The sequence below is a fragment of the Streptomyces sp. TSRI0107 genome (genome assembly GCF_001905845.1).
In the GTDB taxonomy this organism is placed as follows: domain Bacteria; phylum Actinomycetota; class Actinomycetes; order Streptomycetales; family Streptomycetaceae; genus Streptomyces.
This window is the reverse complement of record NZ_LIVZ01000003.1, coordinates 84,480-100,116: the sequence shown is the minus strand read 5'-3', so window position 1 is coordinate 100,116 and position 15,637 is coordinate 84,480. Positions and strand designations below refer to the sequence as shown.

12 protein-coding genes are annotated in these 15,637 nt (G+C 71.4%); 5 read left to right on the top strand and 7 right to left on the bottom strand.

Going from position 1 to position 15,637, the window contains the following annotated elements:
* Nucleotides 1–161: 161 nt before the first annotated feature.
* Nucleotides 162–1,121: a GlxA family transcriptional regulator gene (locus AMK31_RS07625; RefSeq protein WP_073939629.1), complete on the top strand. Its 960-nt coding sequence runs from the start codon at nucleotides 162–164 to the stop codon at nucleotides 1,119–1,121.
* 107 nt (nucleotides 1,122–1,228) lie between these two features.
* The gene (gene gap, locus AMK31_RS07620; RefSeq protein ID WP_073939628.1) at nucleotides 1,229–2,230 is read left to right on the top strand and encodes a type I glyceraldehyde-3-phosphate dehydrogenase; all 1,002 of its coding nucleotides are present in this window, start codon (nucleotides 1,229–1,231) and stop codon (nucleotides 2,228–2,230) included.
* 103 nt (nucleotides 2,231–2,333) lie between these two features.
* On the opposite strand, the gene AMK31_RS07615 is transcribed toward gap, so the two are convergent.
* From AMK31_RS07615 to AMK31_RS07605, 3 genes are all read right to left on the bottom strand, one after another.
* Nucleotides 2,334–3,851 (bottom strand): hypothetical protein, encoded by a 1,518-nt coding sequence (locus AMK31_RS07615; protein WP_241842572.1) that lies wholly within the window; start codon nucleotides 3,849–3,851, stop codon nucleotides 2,334–2,336.
* Nucleotides 3,852–4,026: 175 nt separating this feature from the next.
* On the bottom strand, nucleotides 4,027–5,691 hold the full coding sequence (locus tag AMK31_RS07610; RefSeq protein WP_073939627.1) for an amidohydrolase: 1,665 nt from the start codon (nucleotides 5,689–5,691) through the stop codon (nucleotides 4,027–4,029).
* A gap of 22 nt (nucleotides 5,692–5,713) precedes the next feature.
* On the bottom strand, nucleotides 5,714–7,129 hold the full coding sequence (locus tag AMK31_RS07605; RefSeq protein WP_073939626.1) for a purine-cytosine permease family protein: 1,416 nt from the start codon (nucleotides 7,127–7,129) through the stop codon (nucleotides 5,714–5,716).
* A 208-nt stretch (nucleotides 7,130–7,337) separates the two neighbouring features.
* Here AMK31_RS07605 and AMK31_RS07600 point away from each other — a divergent pair, with 208 nt between their 5' ends.
* Nucleotides 7,338–7,961, top strand: coding sequence for a TetR/AcrR family transcriptional regulator (locus AMK31_RS07600; protein WP_073939625.1), 624 nt, complete (start codon nucleotides 7,338–7,340; stop codon nucleotides 7,959–7,961).
* Between the two features lie 346 nt (nucleotides 7,962–8,307).
* A complete protein-coding gene (locus AMK31_RS07595; protein WP_073939624.1) occupies nucleotides 8,308–9,285 on the top strand; it encodes a hypothetical protein in 978 nt (325 codons plus the stop codon).
* Between the two features lie 164 nt (nucleotides 9,286–9,449).
* Here AMK31_RS07595 and AMK31_RS07590 read toward each other — a convergent pair whose 3' ends face one another.
* On the bottom strand, nucleotides 9,450–10,061 hold the full coding sequence (locus AMK31_RS07590; RefSeq protein ID WP_073939623.1) for a TetR/AcrR family transcriptional regulator: 612 nt from the start codon (nucleotides 10,059–10,061) through the stop codon (nucleotides 9,450–9,452).
* A gap of 96 nt (nucleotides 10,062–10,157) precedes the next feature.
* Between AMK31_RS07590 and AMK31_RS07585 the strand changes: the two genes are divergently transcribed.
* On the top strand, nucleotides 10,158–11,408 hold the full coding sequence (locus AMK31_RS07585) for an NADH:flavin oxidoreductase/NADH oxidase family protein (RefSeq protein WP_073939622.1): 1,251 nt from the start codon (nucleotides 10,158–10,160) through the stop codon (nucleotides 11,406–11,408).
* 344 nt (nucleotides 11,409–11,752) lie between these two features.
* Here AMK31_RS07585 and AMK31_RS07580 read toward each other — a convergent pair whose 3' ends face one another.
* The 3 genes from AMK31_RS07580 to AMK31_RS07570 all read right to left on the bottom strand — a co-directional run bounded on the left by AMK31_RS07580 (nucleotide 11,753) and on the right by AMK31_RS07570 (nucleotide 15,501).
* Nucleotides 11,753–13,351 (bottom strand): succinic semialdehyde dehydrogenase, encoded by a 1,599-nt coding sequence (locus tag AMK31_RS07580; protein ID WP_073939621.1) that lies wholly within the window; start codon nucleotides 13,349–13,351, stop codon nucleotides 11,753–11,755.
* 15 nt (nucleotides 13,352–13,366) lie between these two features.
* Nucleotides 13,367–14,287: an acetoacetate decarboxylase family protein gene (locus tag AMK31_RS07575; RefSeq protein ID WP_073939620.1), complete on the bottom strand. Its 921-nt coding sequence runs from the start codon at nucleotides 14,285–14,287 to the stop codon at nucleotides 13,367–13,369.
* Between the two features lie 239 nt (nucleotides 14,288–14,526).
* Complete coding sequence (locus AMK31_RS07570; protein WP_073939619.1) at nucleotides 14,527–15,501, bottom strand: alpha/beta hydrolase; 975 nt, start codon at nucleotides 15,499–15,501, stop codon at nucleotides 14,527–14,529.
* Nucleotides 15,502–15,637 lie beyond the last annotated feature (136 nt).

The window sequence follows — 15,637 nt, the reverse complement described above, 5'->3', positions numbered from 1 at the left end:
ATCGGCCGGACGCGGCGATCGGCGGGACGCGGCGATCGGCGGGACGGACAGTGGACCGCGACCCGGCGGAAGACCACCCGGCCGGTATGTCGTCCGCCCAGTCCGCGCAGTGGGCGTCTCGCTAGGGCGTCTGGCAGTCACACGCCACGTAACCTCTTGCCATGCCAGCCTCCCGTCGCCTGCACCGCGTCGCCGTCCTCGTGCTGGAGGGGGCGAAGCCGCTCGATGTCGGCATTCCCGCGCAGGTGTTCACGACCCGCGCGAGCATGCCGTACGAGGTGCGGGTGTGCGGGGCGACGCCCGGGCTCGTGACGGGCGGCGACGGTCTCGCGTACCACGTCGCTCACGGCCTCGACGCCCTTGAGTGGGCCGACATCGTCTTCGTCCCCGGCTACCGGTTCCCGGACCGCGACGACCCGCCGCAGGCCGTCGTCGACGCGCTGATCGCCGCCCACGACCGGGGCGCGCGGCTCGCCGCCATCTCGACGGGCGCTTTCGCGCTCGCCGCCACAGGCCTGCTCGACGGCAGGCGTGCCACGACGCACTGGCATTACACGCGGGCGCTCATGGCCAAGCATCCACGTGTCCAGGTCGACGAGAACGTGCTGTTCGTCGACGAGGGCAGCGTGCTCACCTCGGCCGGTGCCGCCTCCGGCATCGACCTGTGCCTGCACATCCTGCGCGGCGACCTCGGAGTGGCCGCGTCCAACCACGCGGCCCGGCGCCTGGTCGCCGCCCCCTACCGCAGCGGCGGGCAGGCCCAGTACGTGCCGCGCAGCGTGCCCGAGCCGCTCGGCGAGCGGTTCACCGCCACCCGCGAGTGGGCGCTGCACCGGCTCGACGAGCCCCTCACCCTCGACATCCTGGCGCGGCAGGCCGGGGTCTCGCCGCGCACTTTCTCCCGGCGCTTCGTCGAGGAGACCGGCTACACGCCGATGCAGTGGGTGATGCGCGCCCGCATCGACCTGGCCCGCGAACTGCTCGAGCGCTCGCAGCGAAGCGTCGAACAGATCGCCGCCGACGTCGGACTCGGCACCGGCGCGAACCTCCGCCTGCACTTCCAGCGCATCCTCGGCACCACACCGAGCGAGTACCGGCGCACCTTCACCCGGGGCGAGTGACCCGCCCGGCACCGCGTGGCGAGATCCTTTCGAACCGTGGCGATCCCGCCACTGTCAGCGGCGCGAGCCGCGGGCGAGCCTGGTGGCGAAGGGAAGGGACATCACTCATGACTCGCATCGCCATCAACGGATTCGGCCGCATCGGACGCAATGTGCTGCGCGCACTGCTGGAGCGCGACAGCGCTCTGGAGATCGTCGCCGTCAACGACCTGACGGAGCCCGCCACTCTCGCCCGGCTGCTCGCCTACGACAGCACGGCCGGCCGGCTCGGGCGCCCGGTGACCGCCGACGGGGACGCCCTCGTGGTCGACGGACGTCGGATCAGGGTGCTGGCAGAGCGGGAACCGTCGCAGCTGCCGTGGGCCGAGCTCGGCGTCGACATCGTCCTGGAGGCCACCGGCCGCTTCACCTCGGCCAAGGCCGCCCGCGCCCACCTCGACGCGGGCGCGAAGAAGGTCCTCGTCAGCGCGCCGTCGGACGGCGCCGACGTCACGCTCGCGTTCGGGGTCAACACCGATGCCTACGACGCGGACCTGCACACGATCGTCTCGAACGCCTCCTGCACCACCAACGCGCTCGCGCCGCTGGCCGCGGTCCTCGACGAACTCGCCGGCATCGAGCACGGGTTCATGACGACGGTGCACGCCTACACGCAGGAGCAGAACCTGCAGGACGGCCCGCACCGCGATGCCCGCCGCGCCCGGGCCGCCGGCGTCAACATCGTGCCGACCACGACCGGCGCCGCCAAGGCGATCGGCCTGGTGCTGCCCAACCTCGACGGCAAGCTGTCGGGCGACTCGATCCGCGTACCGATCCCGGTGGGCTCGATCGTCGAACTCAACACGACGGTCGCCCGCGATGTGACGCGCGACGACGTGCTGGCGGCGTACCGCACCGCGGCGGAAGGGCCGCTCGCCGGCATCCTCGAGTACTCGGAGGACCCGCTCGTGTCGTCCGACATCGTGGGCAATCCCGCCTCGTCGATCTTCGACTCGGCCCTCACCCGCGTCGACGGCCGCCACGTCAAGGTGGTCGCGTGGTACGACAACGAGTGGGGCTTCTCGAACCGCGTGATCGACACGCTCGAGCTGCTCGCCGCCTCCCGCTGACCGGACGCCGGGCGCTCCCTCCGCCTCCGGCGGCCCTGCCGGCCGGCACCTGCTGTGACCGAGCGCTCTGGTCGACCAGAGCCGGGCCGGCCAGCCAGAGTGCTCAGTCACAGCAACGACCCCGCACACAGCGGTGGTCGTCCGGCAGTCGGCCCGCGCTGTACGTCACCCATGACGGCCGCCGCCTGTACAGCGCCGCACGCCGCCGTGCCCGGACCGGTGTCACCGGCCGGTCGAGCTCCGGCACTCCCGCCCGGTCGAGCAGGGCCCGCATCTGTTCCACGGGCAGCGAAGGGTTGGCCGCAGCCGCCTGGCCCACCTCCGGGTCGTCGAGCAGGTCGATCAGTCTGGGAACCGGCAGCCTGGGATCGTGGGCCGCCGCCCCGCGCACGCTTGCGTCCGCGTCCCGGCTGAGCCGCTCGACCAGGGACGGCGAGGCGTCCGGATCGCGCAGGGCGAGGGCGCGCTCCCTCGGATCCTCCGCGTCGGCGCAGCGCGCCGCCAGCCCGGCCGACGGGAACCCGGGCCGGGTGACGAGCATGCCGACGGCACGGTGTGTGCCGTGCAGGTACAGGTCGTACAGCAGCTCCGGTGGCGCCTTCGGATGCCACTCGGCGAGCAGCAGTCGTACGGCGAAGTCCTCGTCGTCGGCCAGGAGCCGCACGCAGTCCTCGGGCAGTTCCTCACAGAGCGCGGCGGAGCGCCGCAGCCAGGTGTGCGCCGAGTGCGCGCAGCGGCGCAGCACGGCCTCGTCGCCGCGCGAGCGCCACACCCACTTCAGGACGTCCAGCCGGTCCTCGGGCGTCACCGTCCAGTCGATCGCGGCGCGTTGGTCCTCCGTCAGCTCGGGTCGGGCGGACACCGCGAGCCGCACCTGCGGATCCTCATGGCCTGCCAGGCGGGCCGCGAGGTCCGCGGGGAACGTCGGATTGAGCGCGAGGCGGGCCAGGTGCCTTCCGTCGGCCATCAGGCGTTCGGCCAGCTCCCGGGTGAGCAGGCCGGTTTCCAGCACGTCCTCGAGCTGCCACTGGTCCGTGAGCGTCTCGACGAGCCAGGCGGTGCGCTCGGCGTCCTCGTGCGCCACGTGCACCGCCGCGGTCTGGCGGATCCTGCGGTCCGGGTCGTCGAGGAGCGCGGCGCGCACCTCGTCGGGGAGTTCGGACCACACGCGGCGGCACGCGGCCAGCCGGAACACCGGGTCCTCGTGGGTGGCCAGCGGCACCAGGACGTGGACCGGGACGTGGGCGGACATGACCGTCTCGTGCCGGACCAGCGGCCGCTCGTGGCTCAGCAGCCGCTCGTACGCACGGTCCGGCAGGGGAGCGACCGTCGCACGGTAGGGGAGCGGACCGCAGGCGACGAGGATGGCGTCCGAGTCCGGGCCGTCCAGGAGCCTGGCCCGCAGCTCCGGGTCGGCGTGCCAGCTCTCGGCCAGCGCGGAGCGCACCCGGCGGTCGGGGTGGGTGACCAGCGCGTCACCGACCTCGGCCGGCAGTGACCTGCGCCAGACGAGACGGGTCACGATGTCCCAGTCGTGCTCGGACGGCACGATACGGAGAAGAACGTCGGCGGGCGCGGACGGGTTGGCGGCCAGCCCCGGCACCGCGTCACGTGCGGTCATGGAATCCCCCGTGAGATGAAGAAGCCTGCCCGCGCCGGAAGCGGCGCGGGCCCAGCCAAAATGATCCATGCCGCCCCGCGCCCGCCGCCGACCGGGCCGTGGCCGCGTCGTCCGCCTCGGGGAGGACGGCACCGCTCCTTCGCCGCCGCGGGTGTGGCGGCGGACCGGCGAGGAATCAGGCGGCGGTAGCCGTGTGGACCACCTCGCCGTCGACCACGACCGTCTCCGCCACTGTTCCGGGTATGTCCCGAGGATCGCACCGCAGGATGTCGCGGGAGAGTACGACGAAGTCGGCGAGCTTGCCCACGGTCAGCGAACCCAGGTCGTCCTGGAGGAAGTTGGCGTACGCGGAACCCATCGTGTAGCCGTGCACGGCGGTCTCGATGTCCACCGTCTCCTCCGGACGCCACGGCTCGCCGTCACGTCCCCCGTCGAGCGGGCGGCGCGTGACCGCCGTGTACAGGCCCACCATCGGGTCCATCTCCGCGACGTTCCAGTCGCTGGAGAAGGCCAGGACCGCGCCGGCGTCGCGCAGGCTGCGCATCGGCCACGCCTTGTGCCAGCGGTCCGCGCCGACGTTCTCCGCCCAGTCCTGCCCGGGACCGGCGATCTCCGGCGCGCAGTGGCGCGGCTGCATGCAGGCCACCACCCCCAGCTCGGCGAAGCGCGGCACGTCCGCCGGGTCCAGGCACTCCACGTGCACCACCTGATGGCGGGCGTCGCGCGGGCCGTTGACCGCGCGGGCGTGCGCGACCGCGTCGAGGGCCGTACGGATGCCCCGGTCGCCGGTGGCGTGCACGAAGCACTGGAAGCCGCGCGCGTCGAGCCGGGCCAGCAACTCGGCGAACTCCTCCGGCGGGTAGAACGTCTCGCCCCGGTGCGACCCGCAGCCCGCGTACGGTTCGAGGAGAGCGGCGGTACGCGGCTCGACCACGTCGTCGATGTACAGCTTCAGCGGCCCCACGCGCAGCCGGTCGTCGTCGAAGCGGCGCGCCGCCGCCGCGAACGCGTCCAGGTCGGCGTCGCTGGTGCCGCGCGGGTGGAAGAGGGCGGCCACGAGGCGGCTGCGCAGCCGTCCCTCGGCGCGGGCCCGCTCGAAGAGGGCGAGGTCGTCGAGGGAGTTCTGCGGTTCGACGACCGTGGTGATGCCGAACCGGATGGCGTCGTCGAGGCTCTTGGCCAGACGCCCGTACTGCCGGTCGGGCGAGGCCCACGGCACTCCCAGCTCGCGCAGCGCCCGGTGGCCGTCCCGCGACAGGCCCTTGACGGCGAAGTTCCGTACGAAACCGGTGGGTTCGCCCGTGACGGGGTCGGTCTCGGCGTCACCGAAGGGCAGCTCCGTACGGTGGCGGTCGACGCCCAGCCTGCGCAGGGCCGCCGTGTTGAGCCACGCGGTGTGCACGTCGTAGCTGAGGACGAAGGCGGGGCGCTCACCGGTGACCGGGTCGAGGTCACGGGCGTGCGGCATGCGCCCGCCGGGGATGGCCGAGTAGTCGAACGCCTCCGCCTCGATCCACTCGGCGTCCGGGTGGGCCTCGGCCCAGGCGCGGATGCGCGCGTGGATCCCGTCGAGCGTGGAGACGCCCGCGAGCTGCACGCAGGCGTCGTCGGAGCCGAGACGTACGTGGTTGTGCGCGTCGACGAAGCCGGGCAGGACGAGGCGTCCGGCGGCGTCGATCACGCGGGTGCCGGGCCCCGTCCAGGCGGCGGCGTCCGCGTCGGCGCCGAGCCAGACGATCCGCCCGTCGCGTACGGCGAGTGCCTCGGCGTGCGGCAGGCGCGGGTCGACGGTGTGGACGCGGGCGCCGCGCAGGACCAGGTCGGCGGGGGTGGGGGACATGCGGTGGTGCTCCTGAGAGGTGTCAGTGGGCGGAGGTCGCAGGGGTGGGGGCGCCGGTGCGGCGGCTCAGCGCCCAGTACGCGAGGCCCGCGACGACCGAGCCGAGCACGGTGAGGTCGGCGCCGCCGAGCGGGGCGACGAGCGGGCCCGTCCAGAGTTCGGAGTCGCAGGTGAGCAGGGCGAAGACGAGCCCGGTGAGCAGCGCCGCCGTACCGGCCGGGCTGAAGCCCGCGCGGTACCAGTAGGCGCCGGCCCGTCCGGCGTGCAGGGCGTGGGCGTCGTAGCGGCAGCGGCGCAGCAGCATGTCGGCGAGGAACACGCCGCTCCACGGCGCGAACACGATGATCAGCAGCGACAGGAAGGACAGCAGGGAGGAGGTGAAGTCGGTGAGGAAGAGCGCGGCGAGCGAGCCGACGGCCGTGACGGTCGCGCTGATGACGATGGTCCTGGCGCGGCTCCAGGGAATGCCGAGCACTTGGAGGTTCAGGCTGGAGGAGTAGAGCGTGATGATCGAGTTGGTGACCGAGCCGCCGAGCACCAGGGCGAGGAAGACGGGCTGGAACCAGCCGGGCAGCAGGGATTGCGCACCGGCGACCGCGTCGGTCATGTCCGTCCGCGTCGCGGCGGCCACGCCGCCGACCCCGAGCGCCACGGAGGAGATGAAACCGCCGAACGCCCCGCTCCAGGTGATGGCGCGCAGCGAGGTGTCCTTGGGGAGGTAGCGCGTGTAGTCGGCGGGCATCGGAAGGTACGAGAAGGGGCCGGAGAGCGCGACGACCAGCGCCCAGCTCCACGCGGACACACCGGCGACACCGGCGGCGCCCGCCGCGGTCGTGCCGCCGAAGTCGGCCTGGGGGACGGTGAAGACGAGGAACGCGCCGAAGCCGGCGGCCAGGCCGTAGGCGAGCCACTGCTCGGCCGCCTGCACCGTGGCGTGGCCCCACATCGCCACCACGAAGGTGAGGGCGAGGGTGACCAGGAGGGCGAGGGCACGCCCCGTGTCGCCGGGCGCGCGCCAGCCGGCGTCCGCGAAGAACGCCTCCAGGGCGAGGGTGCCCACCACGGTGTTGACGACCGTGTAGCCGATGCTGACGATCCAGTTGAGGACTCCGGCCGGAAGATTGCCCCGGTGACCGAAGGCGGCGCGCGAGATGACGAGCGTCGCGGTCCCGGTGCGGATGCCGCTCAGGCCCGCGGCGCTGACGACGAAGAAGGCCAGGCCGCCGATGACCACGACGGCCGTCGCCTGCCAGAAGGAGAGGCCGAACGCGACGGCGAGCGCGCCGTTGATGACGTACGTGAAGGTCAGGTTGGAGCCGAACCAGAGCCAGAAGAGGTCCTTGGGACTGCCGTGCCGGTCCTCGTCGGGGATGGTGTCGATGCCATGGGTCTCGACGCGGAAGACCTCGTCGCTGGCCACACCGGTGCCGTGCCCCATGCGGACCCCTCTCGATAGTTTGAATGCCGTTCTAGAAGTTAGAACGGCATTCAAGATGTGGCATGGGGCCGCGCCCGTCAAGACCCGGAACCGGATCCGCGGGATAAGGTCGCGGCAGGGCACGACAGGGACACGACGAGTCGGCGGCCGACGTGGGCGGCCGACGATTGGGTGGCCGACGATTCGGCGGCCGACTGGAGGATGGCGCGTGGCTGGAACGGCGCGGCGGCGGGACGGGCGCATCGCGCAGGAGCGGATGCTCGAAGAGGCCATGACGGTCATCGCCGAGAACGGCCTGGCCTCGCTCACCATGGCGTCCCTCGCCGAGCGCCTGGGCACCAGCGGCGGCCACATCCTGTACTACTTCGGCAGCAAGGACCGGCTCCTGCTGGAGGCGCTGCGGTGGAGCGAGAGCGAGCTCGGCGAGGAGCGGCGGGCCCTGCTCACCCGTCGTACGACCGCCGAGCGCAAACTGGACCTCTTCCTCGGGATGTACCTCCCGCGCGGACCGCGCGACCCGCGCTGGACGCTGTGGATCGAGCTCTGGGCCCGTACGACGGGGGAGGGCCCGCTGCGGGACGCGCAGGAGGAGATGGACCGCGGTTGGCAGAGGGACCTGGAGTCGCTGCTCGCCAAGGGGGTCAGTCAAGGGCGCTTCGGGATCACGCGGGACCAGATCGCGGAGCGGGCCGACCTGTTGCTCGCGCTTCTCGACGGGCTCAGCACCCGCGTTGTGCTGAACCAGCGCGGCACCGACCGCGCGGCGGCGCTGGCCGCGGCGCGCGCCGCGGCCGACCGCCTGATCGTCACGGGGGATGGCGGGCACGGGTGAGGGCGGGGGCGATGGCACAGGTGATGGCATGGGCGGCGCGGGGCGGTCGTCCTGACGTCGTTTCGCCCCGCCCCCCTTGCAGCGCCAACGGCGAACCGCTGCGGGGCAGTTGAGTGAACCGGCGCCATGGTGCCTGCGGATCCGCCCTGCCTCCTCCGCGGCCGGCGGGCTTCGACACGACGCATGGTGAGACAGGAGGGCAACCATTGGGCGGTGTCAGGAGTCTTCTCGACGATCACACCGTGATCACAGTGACGAGGAGACCATCATCACCGCCATACGCAAGACCCTGACCGCCACCGCCGTAGTCGGCGCCGTCCTGGCGGGTTCCGCCGCCTGCGGCACCGTGGAGCAGCTCTCCGCCGGGAAGAAGCTCGACCAGGCCTTCGAGAAGCTCGGCCAGGAGAAGACGCTCTCCTTCGAGCTCGACCTGGACACCGACGCCCAGAGCCTGAGGGCGCTTGACTCCTCGTCGGACCCCGAGCCCGGCGAGGAGATGCCCGACGAGGCCGCCGACCTGCTCAGCGGCGCGAAGATCAGTGTCACCGTGCAGTCGAAGAAGCCGATCGACGAGTCCGGCGAGAAGGACTACGTCGGTATGACCATGAAGGTCAGCACCGAGGACGGCGACCTCATCGAGTACCGGGTGATCGGCGACTACACCTACATCCGCACCGACACGGACTCCGTCGGCAAGGCACTGGGCGCCCCCGTGCCGTCGGCACAGGACCTGCCCCCGGAGGCGGACGGCCTCAGGAAGGTGCTGGAAGGCGAGTGGGTGAAGATCGACACCAAGAAGATGGAGGAGACCACCGCCGAACTGGAGGCGGAGGCCGGTGCGGAGCCCTCGCCGGAGCCCACGCTGGACGCCAAGACGCAGAAGCGGGTGCTTGAGGCGCTGCGCAAGACCATCGCCCGCGAGGTCGACTTCAAGACCGCCGACGACAAGGACGGCTCCGAGCACATCACCGCCACCGCTCCGTTCCGTACGCTGATCACGGAGTTCGTCGGCGAGATCCGCCCGCTCGTCAAGGACCTGCCGCCGGGCATGGAACTGCCCACGGAAAAGGACTTCGCGGACGCCCCGAACACCAAGGTCACAGCCGACTTCACGCTCAAGAACGGCGAGCTGACCGAGGTGTACGTCGACCTCGCCAAGCTGGCCGAGAACGCCGACGTGAAGAAGCTGGGCCTGGTGGTGCGGATCAGCGAGGGCCGGACACCCACGGCCCCGGCCGACGCCACCGAGCTGGACGTCGACGAGATCCTGGGCGGGTTCGGCGGCGCGATGATGGAAGAGGACTTCAGCGAGGACATGGCGTAAGCAGGCTCGAGAGGGACGCTGAGGAGCGAGCCGCGTCGGAGCGAGCCGCGTCGGCCGGAACCGCCCGAGTGGGCCCCACTCGGCCGGAACCGCCCGAGTGGGGCCGGCCGCGCACTCGCTCCTCAGCCGTCGTGCCCAGGCGCTGAGAGGCCGCGACCGGACGGTCACTGCTCGGCCGACGCCGCCGCCTGGGACAAAGCGGGCGCCACGCTGAAGAGCGCGTGGACGGAGGCGCGGACCTGGTCCGCGACCACCTCGGGCGTGGAGCTGTCCAGCTTGCCGTCGAGGTGCAGGAATGCCAGGCCGTGGACGAGGGCCCACACGGTGGTGGCCAGCGCGTCCGCGTCGTCCGCGCCCGGGAAGGCGTCGCGGACGATGCCCTGCACGTACTCGGTGATCACGGCGGTCGCGGCGACGCGTTCCGCGCTGGTCGGGTCGCAGGGTTCCGCGAACATCGCCCGGAACAGGGCAGGGTGCTCGATCGCGAACTGCACGTAGGCGACCGCGACCGCGGCCAGATCATCCGGGGTCGAAGGCGCGGGGTGGGCCGCTGTCAGGTGCGCGGCAAGCTCGCGGTATCCCTCCGCGGCGACCGCTGAGACAAGTGATTCGCGGTCCGCGTAATGACGGTAGGGGGCGGTCGGCGACACGCCGGCCCGGCGGGCGACCGCGCGCAGCGAGAGCCCCGCGCTTCCGTCCTCCTCCAGCAGTTCCCGCGCGGCCCGCAGACAGGCGGCACGCAGGTCGCCGTGATGATACGTACCGCTCTGCGACATGAGTCACATCCCCTTATGTTTACAGCGCTTACATCGCGGCCCTAATGTGAGTGGTGCATACATCGTAAGTGATCGGACATGGAAGAAGGAACCGGGATGACCAGCGAGCTGTTCTCGCCACTGCGCCTGAGCTCCGGGCAGGTGCTCAGCAACCGGATCGCCAAGGCCGCCATGGAGGAGAACATGGCCGGCGACGGCCAGCTCCCCGACGAACAGCTCTTCACGCTGTACCGGCGCTGGGCCCGCGGCGGCACCGGACTGCTGATCACCGGCAACGTGATGGTGCATGCCGAGGCGCTGACCGGCCCTGCCGGAGTCGTGCTCGACGAGCACGCGCCCCTGAAGCCGTTCACCGAGTGGGCGAAGGCCGGCAAGTCCGGCGGCGGATCGATCTGGATGCAGATCAACCACCCCGGCCGTCAGGTGGCGTCCGACATGCCCGGCGTCGTGTGGGGCCCGACCGACATCGGCGTCGACCTCGGCAAGCACAGCAGCCGCTTCGGCCGCCCGACGGCCATGACCGCGCAGCAGATCGAGGACACCGTGACCCGGTTCGCCGTCACGGCCCACCGCGCGGAGAAGGCCGGGTTCGACGGCGTCGAGATCCACGCGGCGCACGGCTACCTTCTCTCGCAGTTCCTCTCCCCGTTGGTCAACAAGCGGACCGACCAGTGGGGCGGTTCACTGGAGAACCGGGCCCGGATGCTCCTCGACGTCGTGCGGGCGGTCCGCGCCGCCGTCTCGCCGTCCTTCGCGGTCGCGGTGAAGCTGAACTCGGCCGACTTCCAGCGCGGCGGCTTCGACGCCGACGACGCGCGCCAGGTGATCGCGATGCTCGAACCGCTCGGCGTCGACCTGGTCGAACTGTCCGGCGGCAGCTATGAGAGCCCCGCGATGACCGGCCGCCCCGCCGATGACCGCACCCGGGCCCGTGAGGCCTACTTCCTGGACCTCGCGAAGGACCTGGTTCGGACGAGCCCCCTTCCGCTGATGCTGACCGGGGGCATCACCCAGCGCGTCACCGCCGAGCGGGTTCTCGACAGCGGGGTGGCGGTCGTCGGCATGGGCACCGCCCTCGCGGTCACCCCCGACCTCCCCGACCGCTGGACGCAAGACCGTGAGGCCGACCGCCAGATGGAGCCGGTGACCTGGTCGGACAAGGCCCTCGCCTCCGCTGCCGGCATGGCGAAGGTCCGCCACCAGATGCGCCGCCTCGCCCGTGGCCGCAAGCCCAAGCCCGGCACTCACCCGGCGATCGCCCTGATCTGCGAGCAGCGGAAGCAGCGAAAGGCCCTGCGCGGCTACCGAGCCTGGCTGTCCAACACGCAGAGCACCGCGGGTCGTTGACGCCGCCCTCGTGGCGATGTCCTCGGATGTGTCCGGTGTGCCCAGCTCAGTTGGGGACGCCGGGCACATCCGCATGTGGCTCCGGGCGGTACGAATCGCCCTGCCGCCTGCCGCCTGCCGCCTGCCGCCTGCCGCCTGCCGCCGATGCCGTACGCGATCCCGCCACGCCGAACTCGCGCCGAACTCGCGCCGAACTCCCGCCGCCGGAACCGCGCGGGCCCGAGCGTGTGCCCGGCCACCGCATGGCGGCGTGCGAGACGAAGAGGGCGGCTCGTCGTGTGGACGAGCCGCCCTCATACTGTGTTCTGGCCCGAGCGGGCCACGGTCGAATGGCCGATCGCTGCTCAGCGCACGCCGGCTGCCTTCATGACTTTCAGCGCGCCGGTCAGGAGAGCGGCCCAGGTCTCCGGGGAGACGCGGGCCGGCGGGGTGAACCCCTGGACGCGTTGGTGGGCGACGGTCTGGGGTTCGGTGTACTTGAGGATGCCGTCGGCGCCGTGACGGCGGCCGAGGCCGGAGTCGCCCATGCCGCCCATCGGCGCGTCGATGCTTCCCCATGCGGCGGCGAAGGCCTCGTTGACGTTGACGGTGCCGGCGTGCACGCGGGCGGCGACGGCGCGGCCCCGGGCCCCGTTCCTGGTCCAGACGCTGGCGTTGAGACCGTACGGCGTGGAATTGGCGCGCGCGACCGCTTCGTCGACGTCACGGTAGGAGTAGACGGCGACGACGGGGCCGAAGGTCTCGTGGTCGTGCAGCGTCATCTCGGGGGTGACGCCGGTGAGGATGGTCGGTTCGTAGAACAGCGGCCCCAGGTCTGGGCGTGCCCTGCCCCCGGCGAGGACGGTGGCGCCCTTGCCGACGGCGTCGCCGACGTGTTCGGTGACGGTCTTCAGCTGGGACGGGGTGGTGAGGCTGCCGACGTCGATGCTGTAGTCGTACGCGGCGCCGATCTTGAGCTTCTCGGTCCGTTCGACGAACGCGGCGACGAACTCGTCACGGATGGACTCGGCCACGTACAGGCGCTCGATGGAGACGCACAGCTGTCCCGCGGAGGGGAAGCAGGCGGCGACGGCGCCGTCGGCGGCCTTCTCGATGTCGGCGTCGTCGAGGACGATCATGGCGTTCTTGCCGCCGAGTTCGAGAGAGGCGCCGATGAGGCGGCGGCCGGCGTCACTCGCTATCTGTCGGCCGGTGGCGGTGGAGCCGGTGAACATCATGTAGTCGGCGTTGTCCATCAGCGCGCCGCCGATGGAGCTGCCCCTGCCGATCACCATCTGCCACACGCCGGCCGGCAGACCGGCCTCGTACATCAGGTCGAGCGACCACAGCGCGGTCAGAGCGGTCTGGGTGTCCGGCTTCTGCACCACGGCGTTGCCCGCCATCAGCGCCGCTATGGCATCGCCGGCGGCCATGCTCAACGGGTAGTTCCACGGGGACACGACGGCGACGACGCCCTTGGGGTGGCGCAGTTCCGTGGTGTGGGTGAGGACGGGGATGGCGCCGCGACGCCGCTTGGGTTTCAGGTACTTGGCGGCGTTGCGGGCGTAGTAGCGGGCGGTGATCGCGATGTCGACCACTTCGAGGTGCGCGTCGCGGCGGGTCTTGCCGTTCTCGGCCTGCATCAGGTCGAGCGCCTCGTCCTGACGGGCCAGGACGAGGTCGTGGTAGCGCAGCAGGATCCGCTTGCGCTCGTCGAGCGGCGTGGCCGCCCAGGCCTTCTGCGCCCTACGGGCGCGGGCGAAGGCCTCCTCGACGTCCAGGGGCGTCGAGACCGGCAGATCGGCGAGGGGGGCACCGGTGTAAGGGGCGTTGGTGGTGACCCGCGCGACGTTCGGCGCGGCCGAGACCCGGGCGGCCAGCCGCTCGAGCGCGGCGGGAGCGATGGACGCGGGCAGGCTTGGCGCGCGGGCAGCGGTGGGGCGGGTGGCGTGGTCGGTGGCCATGACTGGGGATCCTCGCTACTTGTTGCGGTTCTGGACCGAGGTGGGGACCGGCATGTGCAGGGCGAGCTGGCCTTCGGTCATGACGTCGAATTGAATGGTCCTGATCGGCCTGAGCGACCGCAGGTCGTCGGCCATGCGGCCTTCTCCGACCTGGAGGGTGATGTCACGCGGGACGCGCGTGGTACCGGCGCTCAGCACGTGCGTCTGGCTCAGGGTCGAGTGCCACGCGCCGTTGATCGTCGTGTACGAGGTGAGCGAGCTGACGCGCTCGCCGCTCGGGTGGGCGGTCTGCTTCGGCGTGGCCGCCAGCAGCGACAAGTCGACTCCGCCGCTGTCGTTGGCCACGCGGGCGGTCGTCCGGCTGCGGTCGATGTCCACGTCGAGCTCGGTGACCCACTTGGGGAAGCCGTAGCCGTCGTGGCCGCGTACCTGGGCGATCTCCGTGCTCACCGGCAGGGACAGGACGTACGAGTCGAGGTGCTCGTTCTTGAGGCCGGCGACGAGGTCGAAGAATCCGAGCTTCCCGTGCCGTGCGGGCCTGACGGCGATGCCGACGGCGGCCTCGGTGTAGAAGTCGATGTCGCACACGTCGTAGCGGAAGAACATCACGGAGATCAGGCCGAGGCCCGGAGCGATCTCCAGTGGCGCGAGCTCTCCGGGCAGCCGGGTGCGGATCGCTCGGGACGGCGCGAGCATCGTGAGCCGGGCGGTCGAGACGCTGTAGTAGAAGTTCGGGGTGAGCGTGGGGCCGATCGGGGAGTCGACCTTGATCTTGGGCAGCTGCCGGAAGAAGTCCACGCCGCTGACGCGGGGGTCACGCGCGACCTCGTCGAGGTCAGGGTTCATCCGGTACCGGTCGTACAGACCCCCCTTGGGGACCGTGACCGCACGGCCGCCCAGGTCTACCTCGAGGGTGTCCTTCTGTGCCGAAGACATGGCGTGGGTTCCTCACTCTCATGTAAGCGATGCTCACATGAGAATAGGAAGCGATGTAAGCACCGTCAACAATCGAGTGGGGGGATTCTGCGGGCGAGCGAGCGCCAGTGGGTAGGTACGCCGAAGGTCCGGGCCGGCCCGCGCCGCGAGGGCGTCCGGGAGCCCGGACCTGCGTCCGCCCCACGCCTGTGGGCGGGAGGTGGATCGGGTGGTTCTGCGGTGGATCGGGTGGTCCTGCCTCAGCTGCCGTGCAGCGCCGTCCTCAGCGCGTCGACGGCGAGTGCGCGCGCCACGTTGGCCGCGCGGGTGTCACGGAGGCTGTCCAGGAGCAGGAAGTCATGGACCATTCCGCCGACGCGCACGGAGGTGACGCCGACGCCGGCCTCACGGAGCTTGTTCGCGAACTGCTCGCCCTCGTCGCGCAGCACGTCGGCCTCGTCGGTGATGACCAGGGTGGTGGGCAGCCCCCGGAGCTGGTCCAGGGAGGCCTGGAGCGGGGAGGCATGGACCTCGGCGCGCTGGGCGGGGTCCGAGGTGTAGTGGTCCCAGAACCACTTCATGCCGTCGCGGGTCAGGTAGTACCCCTCGGCGAACTGCACGTAGGACGGGGTGTCGAAGTCGGCGTTCGTCACCGGGTACAGCAGGACCTGCGCCTTGAGGTCGAGCCCGCCGCGCTCCTTGTTCATCAGCGCGAACACCGCCGACATGCAGCCGCCGACAGAGTCGCCGGCCACCGCCACACGTGAGGTGTCCAGGCCGTGCTCCGCACCGTGTTCCATGACCCACCGGCCCACGGCGTAGTTCTGCTCCACCTGCGTGGGGTATTTCGCCTCCGGAGCGCGGTCGTACACGGGAAAGACACCGGCGGCGTCCGCTCCCACGGCCAGTTCGCGGAAAAGGCGGTCGTGCGTCTTGTCGTCGCCGAACACCCAGCCGGCGCCGTGGATGAAGAACACCACAGGCAGCGGCCCGCTCGCCCCCTTGGGCCGGATGACGCGGGTGCGGACCGTGCCCCACTCGCCGGCGTCCACGTCGACCCACTCCTCGTCGACGTCCGGCCGGGGAACACTCTCATCGCTCTGCAGGCCGAGAAGGATGTCACGGCCCTTCTCCGGAGGGACCTCGTAGAGCCTCGGATGCGGAGCGGTGGCGTTGCACAGCTCCTGCGCGGCGGGCTCCAGGTAGGGCGTGATCGGCGGAGGAATCTCGGTCATGTTCACTCCATGTCGCAAGCACGGTGTGCCCGGTTCTTGCGGCCTCACGGCCACGGCTGATGATCCACCCCCGGAAACCTCCCCGCACCTCCCCGATCCATCGTCGTCCTCCGAGCCCGAACCGCAACCCGCCGCG

What these genes read in the sequence shown, in the direction of transcription:
- AMK31_RS07625 (WP_073939629.1), top strand. Translation starts at nt 162, where the DNA reads ATGCCAGCCTCCCGTCGCCTGCACCGCGTCGCCGTCCTCGTGCTGGAG.
- gap (WP_073939628.1), top strand. Translation starts at nt 1,229, where the DNA reads ATGACTCGCATCGCCATCAACGGATTCGGCCGCATCGGACGCAATGTG.
- AMK31_RS07615 (WP_241842572.1), bottom strand. Translation starts at nt 3,851, where the DNA reads ATGACCGCACGTGACGCGGTGCCGGGGCTGGCCGCCAACCCGTCCGCG.
- AMK31_RS07610 (WP_073939627.1), bottom strand. Translation starts at nt 5,691, where the DNA reads ATGTCCCCCACCCCCGCCGACCTGGTCCTGCGCGGCGCCCGCGTCCAC.
- AMK31_RS07605 (WP_073939626.1), bottom strand. Translation starts at nt 7,129, where the DNA reads ATGGGGCACGGCACCGGTGTGGCCAGCGACGAGGTCTTCCGCGTCGAG.
- AMK31_RS07590 (WP_073939623.1), bottom strand. Translation starts at nt 10,061, where the DNA reads ATGTCGCAGAGCGGTACGTATCATCACGGCGACCTGCGTGCCGCCTGT.
- AMK31_RS07585 (WP_073939622.1), top strand. Translation starts at nt 10,158, where the DNA reads ATGACCAGCGAGCTGTTCTCGCCACTGCGCCTGAGCTCCGGGCAGGTG.
- AMK31_RS07580 (WP_073939621.1), bottom strand. Translation starts at nt 13,351, where the DNA reads ATGGCCACCGACCACGCCACCCGCCCCACCGCTGCCCGCGCGCCAAGC.
- AMK31_RS07575 (WP_073939620.1), bottom strand. Translation starts at nt 14,287, where the DNA reads ATGTCTTCGGCACAGAAGGACACCCTCGAGGTAGACCTGGGCGGCCGT.
- AMK31_RS07570 (WP_073939619.1), bottom strand. Translation starts at nt 15,501, where the DNA reads ATGACCGAGATTCCTCCGCCGATCACGCCCTACCTGGAGCCCGCCGCG.